Source organism: Gracilibacillus salitolerans (assembly GCF_009650095.1).
Classification (GTDB): Bacteria; Bacillota; Bacilli; order Bacillales; family Amphibacillaceae; genus Gracilibacillus; species Gracilibacillus salitolerans.
This window is the reverse complement of record NZ_CP045915.1, coordinates 793,134-811,751: the sequence shown is the minus strand read 5'-3', so window position 1 is coordinate 811,751 and position 18,618 is coordinate 793,134. Positions and strand designations below refer to the sequence as shown.

The following is an 18,618-nucleotide window of genomic DNA, read 5'->3' as shown; positions in this document are numbered from 1 at the left end:
CGTGAAGTCGCCTAGTATCTGGGCGCTCAGAGCTAGACATCTCCATATATTCTTTCTACGAAATATAAGAAAAGAGGGTCAAAATGCTTGATCAAGAAATAAAAACACAGCTTAATGAATATTTGAAACTGTTAGAAAATGATATTGTCATTAAGACAAGCATTGGTTCTGACGATGTTTCAAAAGAAGTAGACGAACTTGTAAATGAAATTGCAAGCATGTCTGATAAAATCAAAGTGGAGAAAAGCTCATTTGATCGTACTCCAAGTTTTAGTGTCAATCGTCCAGGTGAGGACACCGGTGTTATTTTCGCTGGAGTTCCACTTGGTCATGAGTTCACTTCACTTATATTAGCTCTATTACAAGTGAGTGGACGCCCACCAAAAGTGGATGATTCTATTATTGAACAAATCAAAAAATTAGAAGGTCCACTTCACTTTGAAACATATGTAAGTTTATCTTGTCAAAAATGTCCTGATGTCGTTCAAGCACTTAACATTATGAGTGTCGTACATCCTGAAATCACCCATACGATGGTAGAAGGATCTGCTTTTAAAGAAGAAGTAGATAGTAAAGACATCATGGCTGTTCCTTCCGTTTATTTAAATGGCGAACAGTTTGTCGATGGTCGACAAACGATTGAAAGCATCCTCGAAGCATTAGGAAGCAGCGCGGACATTTCTGAGTTAAATGATAAAGATCCTTATGATGTATTAGTAGTTGGTGGAGGTCCTGCTGGTTCCAGTGCTGCCATTTATGCTGCTCGTAAAGGTATCCGCACTGGTATTGTAGCCGAACGATTTGGTGGTCAAGTACAAGATACACTTGGTATAGAAAACTTCATCACTACAACTTATACGGAAGGTCCTAAGCTTGTCGCTAACATGGAAGAACATGTACGTGATTATAATGTGGATATCATGAACTCGATGCGTGCGAAGTCTTTAGAGAAAAAAGACCTTTTTGAGCTGGAATTAGAAAACGGTGCAACACTTAAAAGTAAAACCGTTGTGCTTTCAACTGGTGCTCGCTGGCGTAATATCGGTGTTCCTGGTGAAGCAGAATTCAAAAATAAAGGTGTTGCATACTGTCCCCACTGTGATGGTCCAATCTTTGAAGGAAAAGATGTTGCCGTAATTGGTGGTGGAAACTCTGGGGTCGAAGCAGCAATTGACTTAGCAGGTATTGTTAAACACGTTACATTAATTGAATTTGCTCCAGAACTAAAAGCAGATAACGTTTTACAGGATCGTTTATATAGCTTACCCAACGTAACGGTGCATACAAACGCAAGGACTTCTGAAATCTATGGTTCTGACAAAGTGGAAGGCCTTCGATATATAGACCGTGAAACAGAAGAAGAAAAAACAATTGAACTTGCAGGTGTCTTCATTCAAATTGGTCTCGTACCAAATACAGAATGGCTAAAAGATACAGTTGAAGTAAATAAATTTGGCGAAATCGTTGTGGATGATCATGGTACAACAAGTATCCCTGGTGTATTTGCAGCAGGTGACTGTACGAACAGCGCTTATAAGCAAATCATTATTTCAATGGGATCAGGTGCTACTGCGGCATTGGGCGCATTCGATCATTTAATTCGAAATTAATAAAAAAAGATGCTGTCACCTTCTACTAGAGTGGCAGCATCTTCCATTTTATAATTAATTCCAATTACACTTTTTTGTTAAACAAAGAGCTACTACAAATTCCAAGAACCACAAACATAAATCCTACCACATGTATAGAAGTTAGTTGCTCATTAAGAAAGACATAAGACAACAAAGCAGTAGATACCGGCAAAAAACCAGTGAATAATCCTGAAACACTTCCGGATACTTTAGATACACCTTTATACCAAAGATAAAAAGCTATAACCGTGACTACAACTGCAAAATATAATACATAGCCCCAGTCATTTATGCTCGGTTGACTAAAATCAAACATCATAGCTTCATACAAAGCAAAAGGTAAGAAAAACACAAATCCAAAAAACGTTACAAACGCAGAAATAGCTAATGGACTTAACCTTCTAGATAACAATTTCCCCAAAATGGTAAACAATGCTTCACCTATGACAGCAAGCATTACCAATATGTTACCGATCATTGGAAAATTTCCTCTAATCCCATCCTCTCCACTATTTACAAGGTTTATCACACTAATGCCTAGGGCTACAAATAGGACACCTATCATAACCTGTCTTGTCAGCTTCTCCTTTAATATAAGGAATGATAATATCCCAATGACTATAGGTGTAGTACTAGTAATTATTCCACTTTCAACAGCTTTTGTATATTGAACTCCATATAGCAAAAATATACTGAAAAGAAAAACACCTGTGAAGGATTGCAAACTCAGGATAGTCACTTCTTTTCTGGTAAGTTTAGGAAGTTTTTTCTCTACAATAAGCAAAATAACAAACAGTAAAACCGAAGCGATAGCAAACCGAAGACCAGAAGACAAAAAAACCGGAATGCTTTCTACCATTATTTTTCCAAAAACTATAGAGCTACCCACGATTATCATAGCAAACATAAGACAGAGATACGCTTTTATCTTATTGTAAATCAATGTATCACAACCTTCTTTCTTAAACAGTTATCTATTGTTACACCTCTTCCAGGCATTTTCTTTACAAAGTATACTTGATATAGTAGCCTTACAGTAGATCCACTTACATATAATTTAAATAGATCCAATTTTTAGGTTGAGTGTGCTAGTAAATAAACAGAACTAAGCCTAACCAACTAAACCTCTTGACTTCGTTTACATGGAGGAAATGACTGATATGGCAATACTCTTTAATTTATTCTCCAGCATACCTTTTCTATTATTAAGAACGATTGAATGACACCCTTAAAAGCAAGTATTCATCAGTGTATTTGTTGATGGATAAAAATAATCACTTGTTATCGAAATATCTCTACGAATATATCAGAAGGAGATAAGTGTTATGTTTGGTGTTTCTATTGATAGACAGTCAAAATTACCCCTCATTCGACAAATATATCAGCAAATAAGAAAGAGAATTTTAGAAGGGAATTTACAAGCAGGTGATCGTTTACCATCAACAAGAGAATTAGCCGATAATTTAAAGGTTTCACGAAATGTAGTGATTGAAGCTTATGATTTACTTTTTACAGAAGGGTTTGTCACTACCAAACATGGTAAGGGGACATTTGTGGAAATAGGAGCAGTGCTTTCTGTCAGAACATCTAAAGATGAAATAATATCTTCAAATAAAGTATTAAATTATAATAAAGAAACCGTTTCTAGTAATAAAAATTTCATTAATTTTAAACCAGGCATTCCGGACCTCCATTTTTTCCCTCGCTCAAAATGGCTACAATATTATAATGATGTTATTAAAAATTGTTCCACTGACTATTTAGGCTATCAAAGTCCAGAAGGAATACAGGAATTAAGGCAATCTATATCAGACTTTTTGTATCATACAAGAGGAATTGAATGCGAGGCAGATCGTATTATTATTACAACTGGAGCAGCCCAAGGACTGTCCATTATTTCAAAACTGTTCCATTCTAATGATAAAACGATGGGGATCGAAAACCCATCTAGTAATGATATTTATGATATTTTTCATAAACAAGATTATCAGATAAATTTATTGGCTGTAGATGACTTGGGATTAAACACCCATAATCTACCTGCAAATCTAAAGTTAATTTATACTACTCCTTCACACCAGTTTCCTATTGGAGGTTTGTTGCCAATTCAGAGAAGGATTGAACTTATTACTTATGCTAGGGAGAAACACTGTTATATCATTGAGGATGACTATGATAGTGAATTTCGATATACGTCAGCTCCAGTTTGTTCAATGTTTGAGTTAGACCCTCAACATGTAATCTATTTAGGTACTTTTAGTAAGAATCTATCACCTGCTTTACGAATCGGATATATGATTTTACCATCAGATTTGATTGAGACATGTAAACAATTGAAATGGTATATGGATTTACACTCACCATTATTGTCACAGTTGGCTTTAGCAAAATTCATTGAAAATCGAGATCTTGAAAGCCATATCAGAAAGATGAGCAAGTTATACAAAAAGAAACATCAAATACTACTTACTAGTTTGAAAGAAGTTTTCCCTAGTATTAAATTATTTGGTACTTCTACAGGTCTGCATGTATCCGTTGAATTCCCAATAAATTATGAAGATCATTTTATAGATCAATTAAAAAAAGAAAAGGTCATGATCTATCCCGTCAAACAATATATAAAAGCAGAAAACGAGCACATAAACAAATGGATTATAGGATTTGGGCATTTATCCATTAAAGAAATTCAAACCGGTGTTGATAGATTGAGCAAAGTGTTTAATGAACATTACAATTAGCCTGTTAACATTGAAAAAATGGATTTTTAAGAAAAATACGCAACTTAAAGTATTTTAAAGTTCTAACATTATTGAATTAATGTTAGATTCAAAATATGTTTCAACAAAAGTCAACGAACCGGTAATAAAATTAATAGCTAGTCTTATAAAATCATCCTAATAAGAAAGAGGCTGTCACCCTTATTGGGAGGACAGCCTCTTTTATTTTCTAAATATAATAGATTTTCTTATTTCGTTTGTGAAAAAGCATTACTTTTTATCAGCTGGAAACACGACCCCTATTTCTTTTCTAGCCTGATCAAGGACTCGAATGGTGTTCAGAGAATTACCCCATGTATTTACTGTATTTTCGATTTCATTATTTTCAATCGATTCTATAAATGATTTTGCTTCATAATACATCGTGTTCTCTTCTTGCGCAGTGTCTAAAATCTCTTCAGAACCATCTTTATACACAATTTTAACATCATTCATATCTGAAAATTTTCCGATAACAATAGATCCATTTTCCCCTTGAATTTCTGATGGGATAGCAGAGTTAGTGATTTTAGAAAACATGCAGACACCATTTAAGGATGGGTAGTCCACTGTCACGGTTCCTTCTCCATCAACACCTGATTCTAGTATATAGGCTGTTGCTTTTACACGATCTGGACCACCAAATAATGCTACCATCGGATAAATACAATAGACACCAATATCCATCAATGACCCATTTGATAATTCCGGTTTAAATGCGTTTAATACAATGCCTTCTTTGTATTTATCATAGCGTGAGGAATATTGACAGAAGTTCGCAACAAAGCGACGAACAGGTCCAATTTTATCCAAACTTTCTTGAATGAGCTTGAAATTGGGAACATGTGTCGTTTTCATCGCTTCCATCAGTGTAACTTTTTGTTGCTTTGCTGTATCGACCATTGTTTGTACTTCCTGCTCATTGGAAGCGAAAGGTTTTTCGACAATAACATGTTTACCGCCTTTCATACAAGCTATCGCATATTCACTGTGAAAAGCGGTTGGCGAAGCGATATAAACAGCATCAATTTTGTCACTGCTTGCCAACTCATTTAGATCTGTATATGTATGTTCGACGTTGTACTTACTCGCAAACTCTCTTGCTTTTTCTTCCGTTCTTGAATAAACAGCATTTAACTGAAAATTATCTAGTTTACTTGCTCCATCAATAAATCGATCGGTAATCCAATTCGTACCAATAACTCCAAAGCGAATCATATATATTGCCTCCATTTTATTGTTATTTTTTTCTGAACACTTTTTTTCAACACCGAAAAAGAGCGTCTCTTATAAGAGACACTCCTTATTTTACTCTTTTTCCTTTAATCGGTCCAACACCATTCGATATCCATCAGTACCATAAGCAAGGCATCTCTTCACCCGAGAGATAGTTGTCGTAGATGCGCTTGATTCTTCCGCAATAGCTGTGTATGTTCTGCCTTCGTCAAGCATTTTCGCTACTTGCAGGCGTTGTGCCAATGATTGAATTTCATTCATTGTTGCAATATCATCAAAAAAGCGGTAGCATTCTTCCCGGTCTTCCAGCGATAAAATAGCATCAAATAATTGATCTAACTGTTTGCCACGCAATTTATCGATTTGCATGGTATACATCTCTCCTTTTTACTCCGCCGTATTTGACAGTTCTACACTATCAATGCCAGGGCTTGTAGGAATTACATTGATCCATGTTTGTCCTGGAACAAACGGAATAGGCTCTCCATCTTTCGTTGGGATTATTCTACCATCATTTCGTTCCCATTGCACGTCTTGCACTTTACCTTGCTGTAGTAATAAAGCATTCCCGCCGGAACTAAAATCAATGTCACGGCGCCCCTCGTCATCAATTACTTGATGTGCTGTTTCCATAATTAACACATTATCCAATTGAATAGGTGTACTGTCTGCATTTTCTACTGTCTGTACACCGTCACTAAATCGTAAATACTTCTCTGTTGCCTCATCATATTGGTATCTTACACCATAATTACCATAGTATAAACTTATATCGGTAGCAGCTTCACCGTCCACAGACTCTTCCTCCAAAAATGCCATCGGTTGATACTCTGCTTCAAGCGAATACCCCTGTTCCTCCGCCCGTTGATAGATACCGTCAAATAGTGTATATGAATTATGTGGCGGATTACGGTCAGTTGATCTTTCAAATAACACTTTATCATTATCATAGTACATGCCATTTAATCCTTGTACTGCACCAGACTGAACCATATTTTCAATATGATCTGCAGCACCATGATAGACATAAATCGCATTATAATCGTTTGCTAGATTAAAATAGTATGGTCTTGCACTTCTGACAGGACCTACACGTGCAGGAATATTACTGTGATAAAGCGCCATAAACCGAGTAACATCACCTTCTGCTAAAATTTCAAACACTATATCTGCCTGAGAAAGCCCTGTTTGCGGTCTTGCTTTTGGATGGTTATTGACCATAACGGCAATCAATCGATCCGTCACTTCTTCTTCGGCTTCAAGCCCTGTTAAGGGGTATATATGATCTGGTTTTCCCGGTTCTTCAGGTTCGACCGGTTCCTCTTCCACTGTTTCTTCTAGTTCTTCCTGATCTTGCTCATTTGTTGCTTCTTCATTATTAGAACATGCCACTAATGAACATAATACAATAATAAACAATACAGATAATTTCTTCATCAAAAAGGCCACCTCTTAAAATAGTATAAAGTGAGACTCCCCTTCAGTGGGGGTTACGGACGGTTAACACCGTGACAAACGGAATATCGGCATGCTTATTCGTTGCATGCCGATAGAACTAATTCCATTATAGAGGAAAGTTGACTAATCGCCAACCTCTTTTCTTATCATTAAAAAAGTATATTAAGAGATGTCTAGCTTTGAGCTCCAGAGACTAGGCGATTTCCCGTGAGCGGTTCTATACCTTTCTATCGCATTATTGCTGGGAAGAGTATTTCTTTTTTCTTCACATCGATAATACCTAACGGTGTAATCCGAACAAAAGGTAAATGCATCGATGATAAGAATAATAAATTGTACGGTGGATCGTCGTATTGATAGCCGTGATCGATTAGAATTTCTTTTAATTTTATATCCTCTTCTATCAACTTTGGCATTTTTCCTTTGTACATCATACCAGCAATTTGTAACGGTAATTCGAAAATCACTCTTCCTTCATGTACAAGGACAATACCACCACCTATTTCTTTCATTCTTGAAAATGCGAGTAACAGATCTGATTTACTTTTCCCGATTAAAATTATATCACCTGTTAACGAATAGGAACTGGCCAATCCTCCTAACGTTTTCGTGAATCCTTTAATGATTGTGTTCACTCGCCACTGTCCTTCACGGTCGATTAACATCAGGAACGATTCATCTTTTGAATTCGTAATTTCTTCTGTATTGGCGTCAATCGTAATTGGATATGGTTTCATGATGACATCATTGACCATTTTCAGTCCGACCGGCATCGAGAATTGCAAGTCTTTTTCTGTTAACTGCCAGTCTAAGCTGAGCTCTCCTAATCCATATCTATCCCAGTCCATTTCAATATGTTGGTCAACTAATTGTCCATTCTTTTTCAACCATTTTCCTTTAGCAATAACAGATTCAGGTGTGGCATTATTAACTTCTGATAAAATATTTAGGTGTGCTACTCGACCTGGAGCAATGCCGCCAAGTCGTTCTTCTAAATGAAATTGCTCTGCTGCATTGTATGTTGCCATCATATATGCTTCAATCTCCGGAACACCACTATCAATTGCGATTTGAATACATTGATTAATGATCCCATTTTCATAAAAAGCAGGTGTGGAACCATCTGTGGTCATCGTCAAGAAATCATAAGAGTTGATACCAAGTTCCTGTAGTTCTTTCAACAACTTTGCTAAATCAGGGCGTATCGAAGAATTACGCAAACCTACACGATATCCCATTGATAGACGGTTATATACCTCTTCTCCAGATAATGCTTCATGATCTGAGCTGACACCGAGCAGCTTTAGCTTTACTAATGTATGCTCGGAAGCACCTGGGAAGTGCCCTTCAACTGGTTTGCGTAGCCGCTTTGCTTCCTGCATCCAATAAAGAATGCGGTCATCGTCACGCATCACTTGCGGCCACGCCGTTAATTCTCCACCTTGCACGACTGCTTCATGCTGCAACCAAGCTTGAACTTCCTCATCCCTAAAGATCTCTTGTTCTTCATTGATCTCGGACTGTGAATCAAACCTTGCCCACCAGTACATCGATACGGGGATCTTCATGAAATCTTCCAATAATGTAAACGCTTTCTCTCTATTAGTTAAATAAAGCCATGGTAGGTTGTCATTCATTAATGTTGTTGTTCCTGTTTGACCGGCATACATAGCTAATTCATAAGGGTTATAAAGTTGAAACGGATGTGCATGTGGTTCAATATATCCTGGCACCACATATTTACCTGTACAATCCACTACTTCTATGTCTGTTAACGATGTTGGTAATTTCGAGCCGACATATACAATCCGGTCATGATAGATCCAGATATGAGCCTCCAACCATTTTCTTAGGAAAACATTTAAATAATATGCATTTTTCAAAATCAGTGTTGGTGACTCTTTGCCATCAATAACTGCTACTTGCTTACGAATTTCTTTATTACGCCATCTATATAAATGATCATTCATCATAATCTCCTCATCTTCTTTTTTGATTTCTTTTTATTCTAACACGCATTGATAGCGTTTGCATTGTGTATTTTTTACAAATTTATGACTATTTTTTAGGCAGATTTACGTATAAAAAATAGCATCACAAAAGATACGACAATGATAGACAAAACCCACGCCCATGCTAGTGTCATTTTATTGGATTCAAAGGCTACATAGATCGCCATCGGTACTGTTTGTGTACGACCAGGAATATTTCCGGCAAACATTAACGTAGCTCCAAATTCTCCTAAAGCCCTGGCAAAGCTAAGAATGACTCCTGAAAGAATAGGCTTTTGAATTAATGGCAAAGTAATATATCGAAAAACATCCCATTCATTGGAACCATCTACTCTTGCTGCATCTTCTATATAGCGGTCCACAAATGTTAAACCTGTTTTGACAGATTGATACATAAGCGGAAAAGCAACCACCACTGCTGCAATAATAGCTGCCCAAATCGTAAACATAAGCGATTGATTAAACAATAGATTCGTTACTTTACCTAACAGACCGTTTTGGCCAAATATCATAATTAAAATAAACCCAATTACAGTCGGAGGTAAAACGATTGGTAATATTAATATGGTTTCTATCCATACTTTCCCTTTAAAATCTTTTTTAAACATCACCCATGCAGTTAAGGTGCCCAGGAAAAAGACAATTATTAATGCTATGGTTGAGACAATTAATGATAATTTAATTGGTTGAAAAAATGCTTCCATCTATGTCACCATCTATTTCTTGAAATCCGTATTGTTGAAATATATCGAGTGCTTCATCTGACTGTAAATAGTCATAAAAGGCTCCTACCGCACGAGAATCCTTGATGATACCAACTGGATATATGATCTGATCGTGCTCCCCCATCGGCAATGTTTCATTTATTTGCACTTTATTAGAGATCAATGCATCTGTACGATAAACAATGCCGGCATCTACATTATTACTTTCTACATATTGTACGACTTGTCTAACATCTTTCGTAAAAACGAGTTGATCTTCTAATTTGTTATATATTCCTTGTGTCGTCAAAGCTTGTTGTGCATAGCTACCAGCGGGAACGATTTCTGGTGTCCCAATCGCCATTTGATCGAAAGAGTCCATCGTAGTCGCTAGTTGATCACCTTTTGGTTGAATCCATACCAGTTCATTCGCTAATAAAGCACGAGCATTCTCTTCCTCGATCAATCCTGTTTGTAAAACACGTTCAAAATGTGGAACAGAGGCAGAGAAAAAGATATCTGCTGGTGCTCCCTGAATAATTTGCTGGCTCAACGAACCTGACCCGCCCAGATTAAGTGAAACGGTTATATCCTGGTTTACCTCTTCAAATTGTTGTACAATCTCTTGTAATGCGTCAGTTAAGGATGCCGCTGCCGAAATAGTTATTTCTTCTTCTTGCTGACATGCGGTTAATAAAGTAAGAGCTAATAATATGTATAGTACTCGTTTCATTTTTATCGGTAACCCTTCCTGTCATGATCTTTCTATTATAACATGTTTTTTTGTAGTATAATGATGGCGAAGGTTGGTGAATAAAATGGCTGAATTTTCTCATATAAATGAACAAGGTAGAGCGAAAATGGTGGACATAACAGACAAACAGGTAACGAGTAGAACCGCCATAGCCCGCTCAAGCATTTTGGTAAATCAGGAAATCTATACGAAAATTGTTGATCAAACCATTGGCAAAGGGGATGTCCTTTCCGTAGCACAAGTGGCCGGGATTATGGCGGCAAAGCAAACATCAACTATTATTCCGATGTGTCATCCATTACCGTTAAGTGGGATCAATATTCAATTTGACTGGGAGAACGAAGAGGATACATACGAGTTAGTAATAACAGTAGAAGCCAAGACAAAAGGGAGTACCGGTGTGGAGATGGAAGCTTTAACCGCTGCTTCTGTTACAGCATTAACCATTTATGATATGTGTAAAGCAGTTGATAAAGGAATGGTAATTGGCCAGACTTATTTACTTAAAAAAACTGGTGGGAAAAGTGGGATATATAAGAGAGAGGAGTAGAAAGCATCAGTAGGGCTTCTCTCTTTGCCCCTCACTTATATCTCTACCTTTCATGATAAAGAATGAATTATTTTTATACACTTTTGTTATTTCATCCATTCTTTTATAAATGACAAAACTTTAGTGGCTTCTGCCTGTTCTTTTAAATAAGTGAGATCCAGATTATCTCTATGAATAAGAAACAATCGGTGTGCCCACTCATCATCTTCATCTTCCTTGGGATAAGTCGTAGAAAAGACAATGCCTTCTAATCGATGAATGATAATGTCCTCCACGCTAATAACATAGACATTTTTTCCATCGAGAAGTTCTAACTCCACAATATGTTCTTCACTTCCTTCAAGAACATTAGATGGGACTTCCACTGCTATTTCTAAATCAGTGTGGTACCACTCGCGTTCTGTTCGTATAAAACCCAAATCAGTAAGTATTGAATTGAACTTATCCCATCCATCACTAACAAAATCAATATCCTGGGTCTGATAGTCATTTCTTGTATAAATTTCAACTGCAAGTCCGCCCACAATGACTGGCTTAATGTTTTTAGCTTTCATATATTCTGTTATAAGTGCTGCAAATTGGATTTGACGTTCAAACTTTGATAGCTTCTTTAGTTTAGGAAATACCTGTTTTATTTCATTCACGGTAATCATAATACATTTTCCTTTTTGATATCCGTTTTATTTTACCTTCCGCAACAGCTTTTTCCCATCTCGCTATTGCGATTTTATCTAAGGCTTCGCGTTCTCCTAGACTGCGTGTTCGGGATTTTTTTATTCTTCCTGGCGGTCGAGATTCTCGGATAATAGCATTTGCTTGTTTGCGATTTGCTTCAATTTTTTGTTCCAAGTCTTCCATTCTCATTTTTCTCATCACCCTAACCACCTTTCTATTTTTCTATTATACCCAATTCTTTAAAGGCATAAGCAATACTTTAAAGTGAGACTTCCCTCAGTGGGGGGTGTTACGGACGATTAGTTCCGTGATAAATCCTTATTAATCTCCCTCATAACATGTCCTAATTCTGGAATAATCAATTTTTCCATCGCTAATTTTACGGCACCAGAAGATCCTGGCGTTGCAAAAACGGCTTTATCCTGTACGACACCTGCTGTTGCACGGGAAAGGATTGCTGCTGAACCGATATCTTCTGTGTAACTAAGCATCCGAAAAATTTCTCCGAATCCAGGTATTTCTTTATCTAGCATATTCTCAACTACTTCGATTGTCACATCTCGTTTGGCGATGCCTGTACCACCATTGATTAAGATCGCATCAATGTCAGACTGCTGAATACCCTCTTCTATCGCTTGTTGGATTTCCATCTGTTCATCTTTCACGATATTATAAGCATTGACTTGGTGATTATGTCCTTCTAAATACTGATGCATCAGTTTACCACTTTTATCGGTATCTTTTGTTCGTGTATCGCTGACGGTAATGATTTTACATCTTACTGTTTGAGGTGCTTCTGCTTTGTGTGCTTGTGACATGATTAAACTCCTTTTTTAACAAAATCAGTTTTATAGAAATGTGTTTCTAACCAGTCGAGGAATACCTGATAATCCTGATCAACCTGACGTTTATGACGTCTTCACTGTGGTAATGCTTCTACCTCGATAAAAACTATATGGATTTTGTTTCATTTTGTGATATTAAATACATGCTGTTTCGTTCATTCTATCATAGAATGTGCTTCTCCTTGGTATTTTAATGGGATTGCTTCATTATCTGCAAGCGTTGCTCTGTATAAAAGTATTTCACCAGTAGGAGGATCTGTTGTGTTTTGATCAAAGTAAAAATCATCGCCTAATGCAATCGTCCATGCCGCTCCATTATTTTCCTCTAACACAATAGCCAATGTTCCGTATTGGTGCACCTGTTCCCATTCAAACACATGGCGGTCATCCTGATGAACAATCGTAATGCCTTCCGAACTAGCAGTCACTCTCGTATTCTCCCCATCCCACTGCCCATGAATTTGAGCTCCAACATAAGAATAGGATGAGCTCTCATTTCGATCACCATATGTACCTACAAATTGCTGAATATGTTCCTGGTTATCTCCATACGTAAAAACAGCAATATCATCCGCTAACCATTTTATCTCTCCTTCTTTAGCAATTGGATTTGGTAATGCTTCTTTCGGACGAGCTAATATCCGGTAATAACTGCGATAATAGATTGCTTCATTCGTGTCGGTATTTTTCTTCAGGGAGAAGATTTGCTTCGTATCTGGTGAGATACTTGTGATATTTTCAATCGTTTGATTACTTTGATACATCAAATAACCATTTACGGTAATGATTAATATCGCTATCGCTACAAGAATACTATTTGCTATTTTCTTAAATGATAGTAGTAACAACAGGCTTATCGCTAGACTAATGGCAATGATCATATTAAAGACATAAAATAAACGGTTATCAATGTATTCCGCCTGATAACGTGACTGAACAATTAAACTGCCAATTTGCAATACGCTAAATGCAATAGCAATTAAAAACAAGCTGATCCCGATCCACTTAGCCCACTTCTTCATTTTCCGGTTCTACCTCCTCTGCAAATTCCCATGTATTTCCATTATCTGTTGAAATGAATTTTGCTCTAATCAATCCGTCTCGGTAGTAATCACCATTAGGTCCTTGATCCATTATTAACGCGAGGTGATCTTCTTCTTTAAATGGCGCTTTGGCAATGACAAAGACTCTAGCATATTGAGAAGGAATATCAAATACTGCCCGTTCCCATGTTTCACCTTGGTCGTTTGTCACATATAAATCTGGCTCCTCAGGGTTAATCGTACCGTAAGACATAAAGCCTGTCTCCTCATCAACAAAGCCACCATCCGCTACTAGTCTTGTTGTGTCAGGCATATTGATAGATTCCCAGCTTTCGCCTTGATTGGTAGATATGTATATCAACGATCCCTCCGCTGACATCGTTCGATCGGTAGAAAAAATAACATACCAGAATTGATCATCAAGGAATTCTATTTTTCTGAATCTGATGGCAGGAACCCCATTTACTACAATGCTCTCTTCCCAGGTATGCCCCTGATTCTGTGAATAGATCACCTGTACTCCTCCATTCGAATAAAGAAAAGCAGCATCGTTTTCTGTTAGAATAAAACTATTATCGATTAATTCTGTTTTATTGCCTTGATACTCTCCTTGGAAGAGTAAATCTTTTTCGATAGGAACAGGCGCCCATGTATTACCGTCATCATAAGTAATTTGCAATGCATCATTTTGAAGACTGTAACCTATTTTGTCCTCCACATTTATCGGAACTAATGGATCTTTTTCTTCTGGTGTATTGCTTTCTTCTTGTTGTTGGTTCTGTTCAACATTATATAAAGGTAAAGGAACTGGCTCACGACTTTGCTCATAAAAAATCGATAAGATAATCGATAGAACGATCATACAACTAAGTGCTATTAAAACTTTTCGCATAATGAGATCCTCCTTTTTACAATTATACGATAATTTGGTAACAATTTGGTGTCTTACTTTTATTCGATTGATTTATTTGAAGAAGTTTTACATATGTGGAGTAGTAGAAAAAGAATTTCATGCAAATTTCAGTCCATAAGATTCATTCTTATGGACTGTTTATCCGGATATTTCACTTAGAAAAGCGCTTAGCTAGCTTGGTGATCTCGAAATTCCATTTTTTAAGAGGTAATAATAATTTTATTCCCTGACGGATCTTTCGTAATAGTTTGGTTTTCTTCTTCCTCAACAGAAGCACCAATTGCTTTCAAATTTTGAACCGTATGATGGACTGCTTCTTTTGTTGGATAGGTGATCGTATAAGATTGTAAACCGACACTATTTTCTGATGGCATAGGGGCACCTACTCCATTCCATGTGTTCAAGCCTATGTGATGATGGTATTTCCCTGTCGAAATAAATAATGCTTGCTTACCGAATTGGGATACCGTTTCAAAACCTAATCCTGTTTCATAAAAATGCTTGGTATTCTCCATCTCTGCAACGTGAAGGTGAATATGCCCCATCACTGTCTCTTTCGGTAGTCCTTGCCATGCACCTTTTTCTCCTTCTTTTAAGAGGTCCTCAAAATCTAATGGGTCAACAGCCATTTCCACTTGATCACCTTGCCATGTCCATCCAGCGGGATCTCTGTCACGATATACTTCAATTCCATTTCCGTCTGGATCTGAGAAGTATAATGCTTCACTTACTAAATGATCAGACGATGCCAAAGGTAAACCAACATCTATACTGTAAAATACAAAGTTTGCGAGATCCTTTCTTGTCGGTAATAATATAGCAAAATGATATAAACCTGTTGTACGTCCCTGTTTTGGCTCAACGTTTTCGGGTTGTTCCAATGTAAGAATACTTGTCGTACCATCTGTGGTTAGCTCAGCTGTTGTTTTGTTTTTTTCTAATATATCAAATCCGATGACTTTTTGATAAAAGGCAATCGATCTATCTAAGTCCTGTACTTTTATGGTGACATTGCTGACAAATGTAATCGGTTTTCGATGAAATTTCATTTGTATTCCCCTTTCAGGTTATTATATGTAAGTAATTATACTTTTGTAAGTACATTAATTCAAGAAAAAGCTACTAATTCTGTAATGAATAGTAGCTTTCCCTTTAGGTGGAATATTTATTGTCTGGAGAATCCAATATCTTTTCGGTAGAAAAAGTCGTCGGTGTCATCAAATCGTTCCAAATATTGATAAATCTCTTTCTGTGCTTGTTCCGGGCTGTTCTGAATCGAACCTACTAAAAGAACACGACCGCCTGTAGAATAGAATGAGCCATTTTCCGATTGGCCGGTTCCGGCGTGGATCACATAGACCTGATCATCTGCCGCAAGATCTGGAAGCACCACATTTTTAGCATATGAACCGGGATAACCCTTTGAAGCAACTACTGTCCCTATCGCATAGCCCTTCTTCCATTTTAATTGTGGATCTTTTCCTGCAGTTACGTCTTCGATTACTTGGATAAGGTCATTTTCAAGAAGAGGCAATACCACTTGGGTTTCCGGATCACCGAATCGCGCATTAAATTCGATTACTTTTGGCCCTTCTTTCGTCTCAATCAAACCGCCATAAAGGACTCCGGTATAGGTACGTCCTTCTTTTTTCATTCCTTTGGCAACAGGCTTGAGTATTTTTTCAATGGTAAATTCTACATGCTTCGGATCTAAATCTGGTACTGGAGAAAAAGCACCCATACCACCTGTATTTGGACCTTCATCATTGTCATAGGCACGCTTATGATCACGCGCAGGTACCATTGGATAAACATTTTCACCATCAACAAAAGCAAAAAGGGAGAACTCTTTTCCTTCTAAATATTCTTCGATAACCACTCTGCTTCCGGCTTCACCGAATTTATTGTCAATCAACATGTTCTCCACTGCGTCTAGAGCTTGTTGTTCTGTCATTGCAACGACAACACCTTTTCCAGCGGCAAGTCCATCTGCTTTAATAACAATCGGTGCACCCTCTTGTTGTATATATGCTTTTGCTTTTTCAACATCGGTAAATGTCTTGTATTTGGCAGTCGGGATATTATATTGTTTCATAAATGCTTTGGCAAAATCTTTACTTCCCTCAATAAGAGCAGCGTCTTTTTTAGGACCGAATACTTTTAGATTTTTTTCACGAAAAGCATCTACTACACCTTTAGTTAAGGGAACTTCAGGGCCTACAATTGTCCAATCGATTTGTTCTTTTTGTGCAAAAGCGACTAATTCTTCTATTGCATCATCTTTAATTGGCACACATGTTGCATCTTGTGAAATACCGCCGTTTCCGGGTGCGGCAAAAATTTCTGTTACACGCTTGCTCATCTTTAATTTTTTGACGATGATATGCTCGCGACCACCGCCGCCAATTACTAATACTTTCATGGGAGCCTCCTTATTATTGCAAAAATGAGAAGATATTTATTGCGAAAAAGGATTCTCAACTTGTTGAGAATCCTCTACATCTTAATGCTTGAAGTGACGCATCTTAGTGAATACCATAGCGATTCCATGTTTATTACATTCATCAATGGAGTCTTGATCACGCTTGGAACCACCTGGTTGGATGATCGCTTTGATGCCTGCTTTTGCTGCATTTTCTACTGTGTCTGGCATTGGGAAGAAGGCGTCTGATGCCATTACGGCACCTTGTGCTTTTTCTCCTGCTTGTTCAAAGGCAATGCCTGCAGCACCAACACGGTTCATTTGCCCAGCGCCTACGCCAAGCGTCTGGTCCCCTTTTGCAACAACGATCGCATTAGATTTCACGTGTTTTACTACTTTCCATGCGAAAAGAAGCTCATCGATTTCTTTTGCATCAGGTTTACGATCAGTCGCGACTTCTATATCTTCCGCTAACACTTTACCATTATCACGGTCTTGAACAAGTAGTCCACCGATTACACTGACTACTTTTTTCGTGTCGTCTTCGTTTACTTGCATTGGTGTTTCCAGTAAACGGATGTTCTTTTTCACGGTTAAGATCTCAAAGGCTTTTTCAGAAAAGCTTGGTGCAATTACGATTTCCAAGAAAATTTCTTTTAGTTGGTTGGCAGTTGCTTCGTCCACTTCATGGTTTAGTGCAACAATTCCACCAAAAATCGAGACCGGATCAGCGGCATATGCTTTTTGGAAGGCATCAGAAATCGTATCACCGACACCTACACCACAAGGGTTCATATGCTTCACAGCTACTGCTGCTGGTCGTTCAGGGAATTCAAGCACCACCTCTAAAGCGGCATTAGCATCCTGGATGTTGTTATACGATAATTCTTTACCATGTAATTGTTTCGCATTGGCAATCGAAGCACCTTTAACATTTCCTTCTTTATAGAACGCAGCCTGTTGGTGCGGGTTTTCTCCATAGCGAAGGGATTGTACTTTTTCAAATGTTTGGGTGAATGTTTCCGGGTCCTCTTCATCAGTAATAGTTACAAAATAATTGGCAATCATTGCGTCATAGTTTGCTGTATGACGGAACACTTTTGCAGCTAATTGTTTACGGAATTCAACCGTTCCACCATTGTTTCCTAAGTTTTCTAACACTGCATCATAATCAGAAGGATCGACGACTACAGTGACATCACGGAAATTTTTCGATGCAGAGCGCAGCATCGTTGGACCGCCGATATCAATATTTTCGATCGCATCTTCTTCTGTTACATCTTCTTTCGCAATCGTTTCTTTAAATGGATAAAGATTTACAACGACAACATCAATCGGTGCAATATCACGTTCTTGCAATTGCTTCACATGAGATTCTTGATCACGGCGAGCAAGAAGTCCTGCGTGAATATATGGGTGTAATGTTTTTACACGACCATCCAAAATTTCATCAAAGTTGGTGATTTCGGAAACACCTTTTGCAGGTAAACCAGCATCTTGTAATGCTCTTAACGTCCCACCTGTTGAGATTAATTCATAACCTAATTTACCTAGTCCCTCTGCAAAAGGTACTAAATTACTTTTGTTAGAAACACTTAGTAATGCACGTTTTTTCAACG

The 18,618-nt window shown here is 37.6% G+C and carries 18 protein-coding genes; 3 read left to right on the top strand and 15 right to left on the bottom strand.

Annotated elements, in window-relative coordinates:
- Positions 1 to 83: 83 nt before the first annotated feature.
- Entirely contained in the window at positions 84 to 1,610 is a 1,527-nt protein-coding gene (ahpF, locus tag GI584_RS04070) for an alkyl hydroperoxide reductase subunit F (RefSeq protein WP_153790337.1), read from the top strand.
- Between the two features lie 64 nt (positions 1,611 to 1,674).
- Here ahpF and GI584_RS04065 read toward each other — a convergent pair whose 3' ends face one another.
- Positions 1,675 to 2,574 (bottom strand): DMT family transporter, encoded by a 900-nt coding sequence (locus GI584_RS04065; protein WP_153790336.1) that lies wholly within the window; start codon positions 2,572 to 2,574, stop codon positions 1,675 to 1,677.
- A gap of 382 nt (positions 2,575 to 2,956) precedes the next feature.
- Between GI584_RS04065 and pdxR the strand changes: the two genes are divergently transcribed.
- The gene (gene pdxR / locus GI584_RS04060; RefSeq protein WP_153790335.1) at positions 2,957 to 4,369 is read left to right on the top strand and encodes a MocR-like pyridoxine biosynthesis transcription factor PdxR; all 1,413 of its coding nucleotides are present in this window, start codon (positions 2,957 to 2,959) and stop codon (positions 4,367 to 4,369) included.
- Positions 4,370 to 4,618: 249 nt separating this feature from the next.
- Here pdxR and GI584_RS04055 read toward each other — a convergent pair whose 3' ends face one another.
- From GI584_RS04055 to modA, 6 genes are all read right to left on the bottom strand, one after another.
- Positions 4,619 to 5,605: a Gfo/Idh/MocA family protein gene (locus tag GI584_RS04055; protein WP_153790334.1), complete on the bottom strand. Its 987-nt coding sequence runs from the start codon at positions 5,603 to 5,605 to the stop codon at positions 4,619 to 4,621.
- A gap of 90 nt (positions 5,606 to 5,695) precedes the next feature.
- Positions 5,696 to 5,992, bottom strand: coding sequence for a YerC/YecD family TrpR-related protein (locus GI584_RS04050; protein ID WP_018932368.1), 297 nt, complete (start codon positions 5,990 to 5,992; stop codon positions 5,696 to 5,698).
- 18 nt (positions 5,993 to 6,010) lie between these two features.
- Positions 6,011 to 7,060, bottom strand: coding sequence for a DUF3048 domain-containing protein (locus GI584_RS04045; RefSeq protein ID WP_153790333.1), 1,050 nt, complete (start codon positions 7,058 to 7,060; stop codon positions 6,011 to 6,013).
- A gap of 248 nt (positions 7,061 to 7,308) precedes the next feature.
- Positions 7,309 to 9,051 carry an adenine deaminase C-terminal domain-containing protein gene (locus GI584_RS04040; RefSeq protein ID WP_153790332.1) on the bottom strand — a complete coding sequence of 581 codons (1,743 nt, stop codon included), beginning with the start codon at positions 9,049 to 9,051 and terminating at the stop codon, positions 7,309 to 7,311.
- Between the two features lie 95 nt (positions 9,052 to 9,146).
- Positions 9,147 to 9,797, bottom strand: a complete 651-nt coding sequence (gene modB, locus GI584_RS04035; RefSeq protein ID WP_153790331.1) for a molybdate ABC transporter permease subunit — start codon at positions 9,795 to 9,797, stop codon at positions 9,147 to 9,149.
- Positions 9,772 to 10,530 (bottom strand): molybdate ABC transporter substrate-binding protein, encoded by a 759-nt coding sequence (gene modA / locus GI584_RS04030; protein ID WP_228552336.1) that lies wholly within the window; start codon positions 10,528 to 10,530, stop codon positions 9,772 to 9,774. Before modA ends, modB begins: the two co-directional genes overlap by 26 nt.
- Before the next feature lie 85 nt (positions 10,531 to 10,615).
- On the opposite strand from modA, the gene moaC reads away from it, so the two are divergent.
- A complete protein-coding gene (gene moaC, locus GI584_RS04025; protein WP_153790329.1) occupies positions 10,616 to 11,101 on the top strand; it encodes a cyclic pyranopterin monophosphate synthase MoaC in 486 nt (161 codons plus the stop codon).
- Between the two features lie 86 nt (positions 11,102 to 11,187).
- On the opposite strand, the gene GI584_RS04020 is transcribed toward moaC, so the two are convergent.
- The 8 genes from GI584_RS04020 to purH form a co-directional block, all read right to left on the bottom strand.
- Positions 11,188 to 11,754: a DUF6036 family nucleotidyltransferase gene (locus tag GI584_RS04020; RefSeq protein WP_153790328.1), complete on the bottom strand. Its 567-nt coding sequence runs from the start codon at positions 11,752 to 11,754 to the stop codon at positions 11,188 to 11,190.
- A complete protein-coding gene (locus GI584_RS04015; RefSeq protein ID WP_100361912.1) occupies positions 11,738 to 11,974 on the bottom strand; it encodes a hypothetical protein in 237 nt (78 codons plus the stop codon). Before GI584_RS04015 ends, GI584_RS04020 begins: the two co-directional genes overlap by 17 nt.
- 101 nt (positions 11,975 to 12,075) lie before the next feature.
- Positions 12,076 to 12,594: a MogA/MoaB family molybdenum cofactor biosynthesis protein gene (locus tag GI584_RS04010; RefSeq protein ID WP_153790327.1), complete on the bottom strand. Its 519-nt coding sequence runs from the start codon at positions 12,592 to 12,594 to the stop codon at positions 12,076 to 12,078.
- A gap of 182 nt (positions 12,595 to 12,776) precedes the next feature.
- Positions 12,777 to 13,643 (bottom strand): hypothetical protein, encoded by an 867-nt coding sequence (locus GI584_RS04005; protein ID WP_153790326.1) that lies wholly within the window; start codon positions 13,641 to 13,643, stop codon positions 12,777 to 12,779.
- Complete coding sequence (locus GI584_RS04000; protein ID WP_153790325.1) at positions 13,627 to 14,556, bottom strand: WD40/YVTN/BNR-like repeat-containing protein; 930 nt, start codon at positions 14,554 to 14,556, stop codon at positions 13,627 to 13,629. Before GI584_RS04000 ends, GI584_RS04005 begins: the two co-directional genes overlap by 17 nt.
- 221 nt (positions 14,557 to 14,777) lie before the next feature.
- Entirely contained in the window at positions 14,778 to 15,626 is an 849-nt protein-coding gene (locus tag GI584_RS03995) for a VOC family protein (protein ID WP_153790324.1), read from the bottom strand.
- 116 nt (positions 15,627 to 15,742) lie between these two features.
- Positions 15,743 to 16,999, bottom strand: coding sequence for a phosphoribosylamine--glycine ligase (purD, locus tag GI584_RS03990; protein WP_100361917.1), 1,257 nt, complete (start codon positions 16,997 to 16,999; stop codon positions 15,743 to 15,745).
- Positions 17,000 to 17,080: 81 nt separating this feature from the next.
- Positions 17,081 to 18,616 carry a bifunctional phosphoribosylaminoimidazolecarboxamide formyltransferase/IMP cyclohydrolase gene (gene purH, locus GI584_RS03985; protein ID WP_153790323.1) on the bottom strand — a complete coding sequence of 512 codons (1,536 nt, stop codon included), beginning with the start codon at positions 18,614 to 18,616 and terminating at the stop codon, positions 17,081 to 17,083.
- Between the last annotated feature and the right edge of the window lie 2 nt (positions 18,617 to 18,618).

Excerpts from the sequence above, each read along its gene's own strand:
- GI584_RS04000 (WP_153790325.1), bottom strand. The coding sequence starts at position 14,556 with ATGCGAAAAGTTTTAATAGCACTTAGTTGTATGATCGTTCTATCGATT.
- GI584_RS04015 (WP_100361912.1), bottom strand. The coding sequence starts at position 11,974 with ATGAGAAAAATGAGAATGGAAGACTTGGAACAAAAAATTGAAGCAAAT.
- GI584_RS04040 (WP_153790332.1), bottom strand. The coding sequence starts at position 9,051 with ATGAATGATCATTTATATAGATGGCGTAATAAAGAAATTCGTAAGCAA.
- GI584_RS04005 (WP_153790326.1), bottom strand. The coding sequence starts at position 13,643 with ATGAAGAAGTGGGCTAAGTGGATCGGGATCAGCTTGTTTTTAATTGCT.
- pdxR (WP_153790335.1), top strand. The coding sequence starts at position 2,957 with ATGTTTGGTGTTTCTATTGATAGACAGTCAAAATTACCCCTCATTCGA.
- moaC (WP_153790329.1), top strand. The coding sequence starts at position 10,616 with ATGGCTGAATTTTCTCATATAAATGAACAAGGTAGAGCGAAAATGGTG.
- GI584_RS04050 (WP_018932368.1), bottom strand. The coding sequence starts at position 5,992 with ATGCAAATCGATAAATTGCGTGGCAAACAGTTAGATCAATTATTTGAT.
- GI584_RS04055 (WP_153790334.1), bottom strand. The coding sequence starts at position 5,605 with ATGATTCGCTTTGGAGTTATTGGTACGAATTGGATTACCGATCGATTT.
- ahpF (WP_153790337.1), top strand. The coding sequence starts at position 84 with ATGCTTGATCAAGAAATAAAAACACAGCTTAATGAATATTTGAAACTG.
- modB (WP_153790331.1), bottom strand. The coding sequence starts at position 9,797 with ATGGAAGCATTTTTTCAACCAATTAAATTATCATTAATTGTCTCAACC.
- modA (WP_228552336.1), bottom strand. The coding sequence starts at position 10,530 with ATGAAACGAGTACTATACATATTATTAGCTCTTACTTTATTAACCGCA.
- GI584_RS04010 (WP_153790327.1), bottom strand. The coding sequence starts at position 12,594 with ATGTCACAAGCACACAAAGCAGAAGCACCTCAAACAGTAAGATGTAAA.
- GI584_RS04020 (WP_153790328.1), bottom strand. The coding sequence starts at position 11,754 with ATGATTACCGTGAATGAAATAAAACAGGTATTTCCTAAACTAAAGAAG.
- purD (WP_100361917.1), bottom strand. The coding sequence starts at position 16,999 with ATGAAAGTATTAGTAATTGGCGGCGGTGGTCGCGAGCATATCATCGTC.
- GI584_RS03995 (WP_153790324.1), bottom strand. The coding sequence starts at position 15,626 with ATGAAATTTCATCGAAAACCGATTACATTTGTCAGCAATGTCACCATA.
- GI584_RS04045 (WP_153790333.1), bottom strand. The coding sequence starts at position 7,060 with ATGAAGAAATTATCTGTATTGTTTATTATTGTATTATGTTCATTAGTG.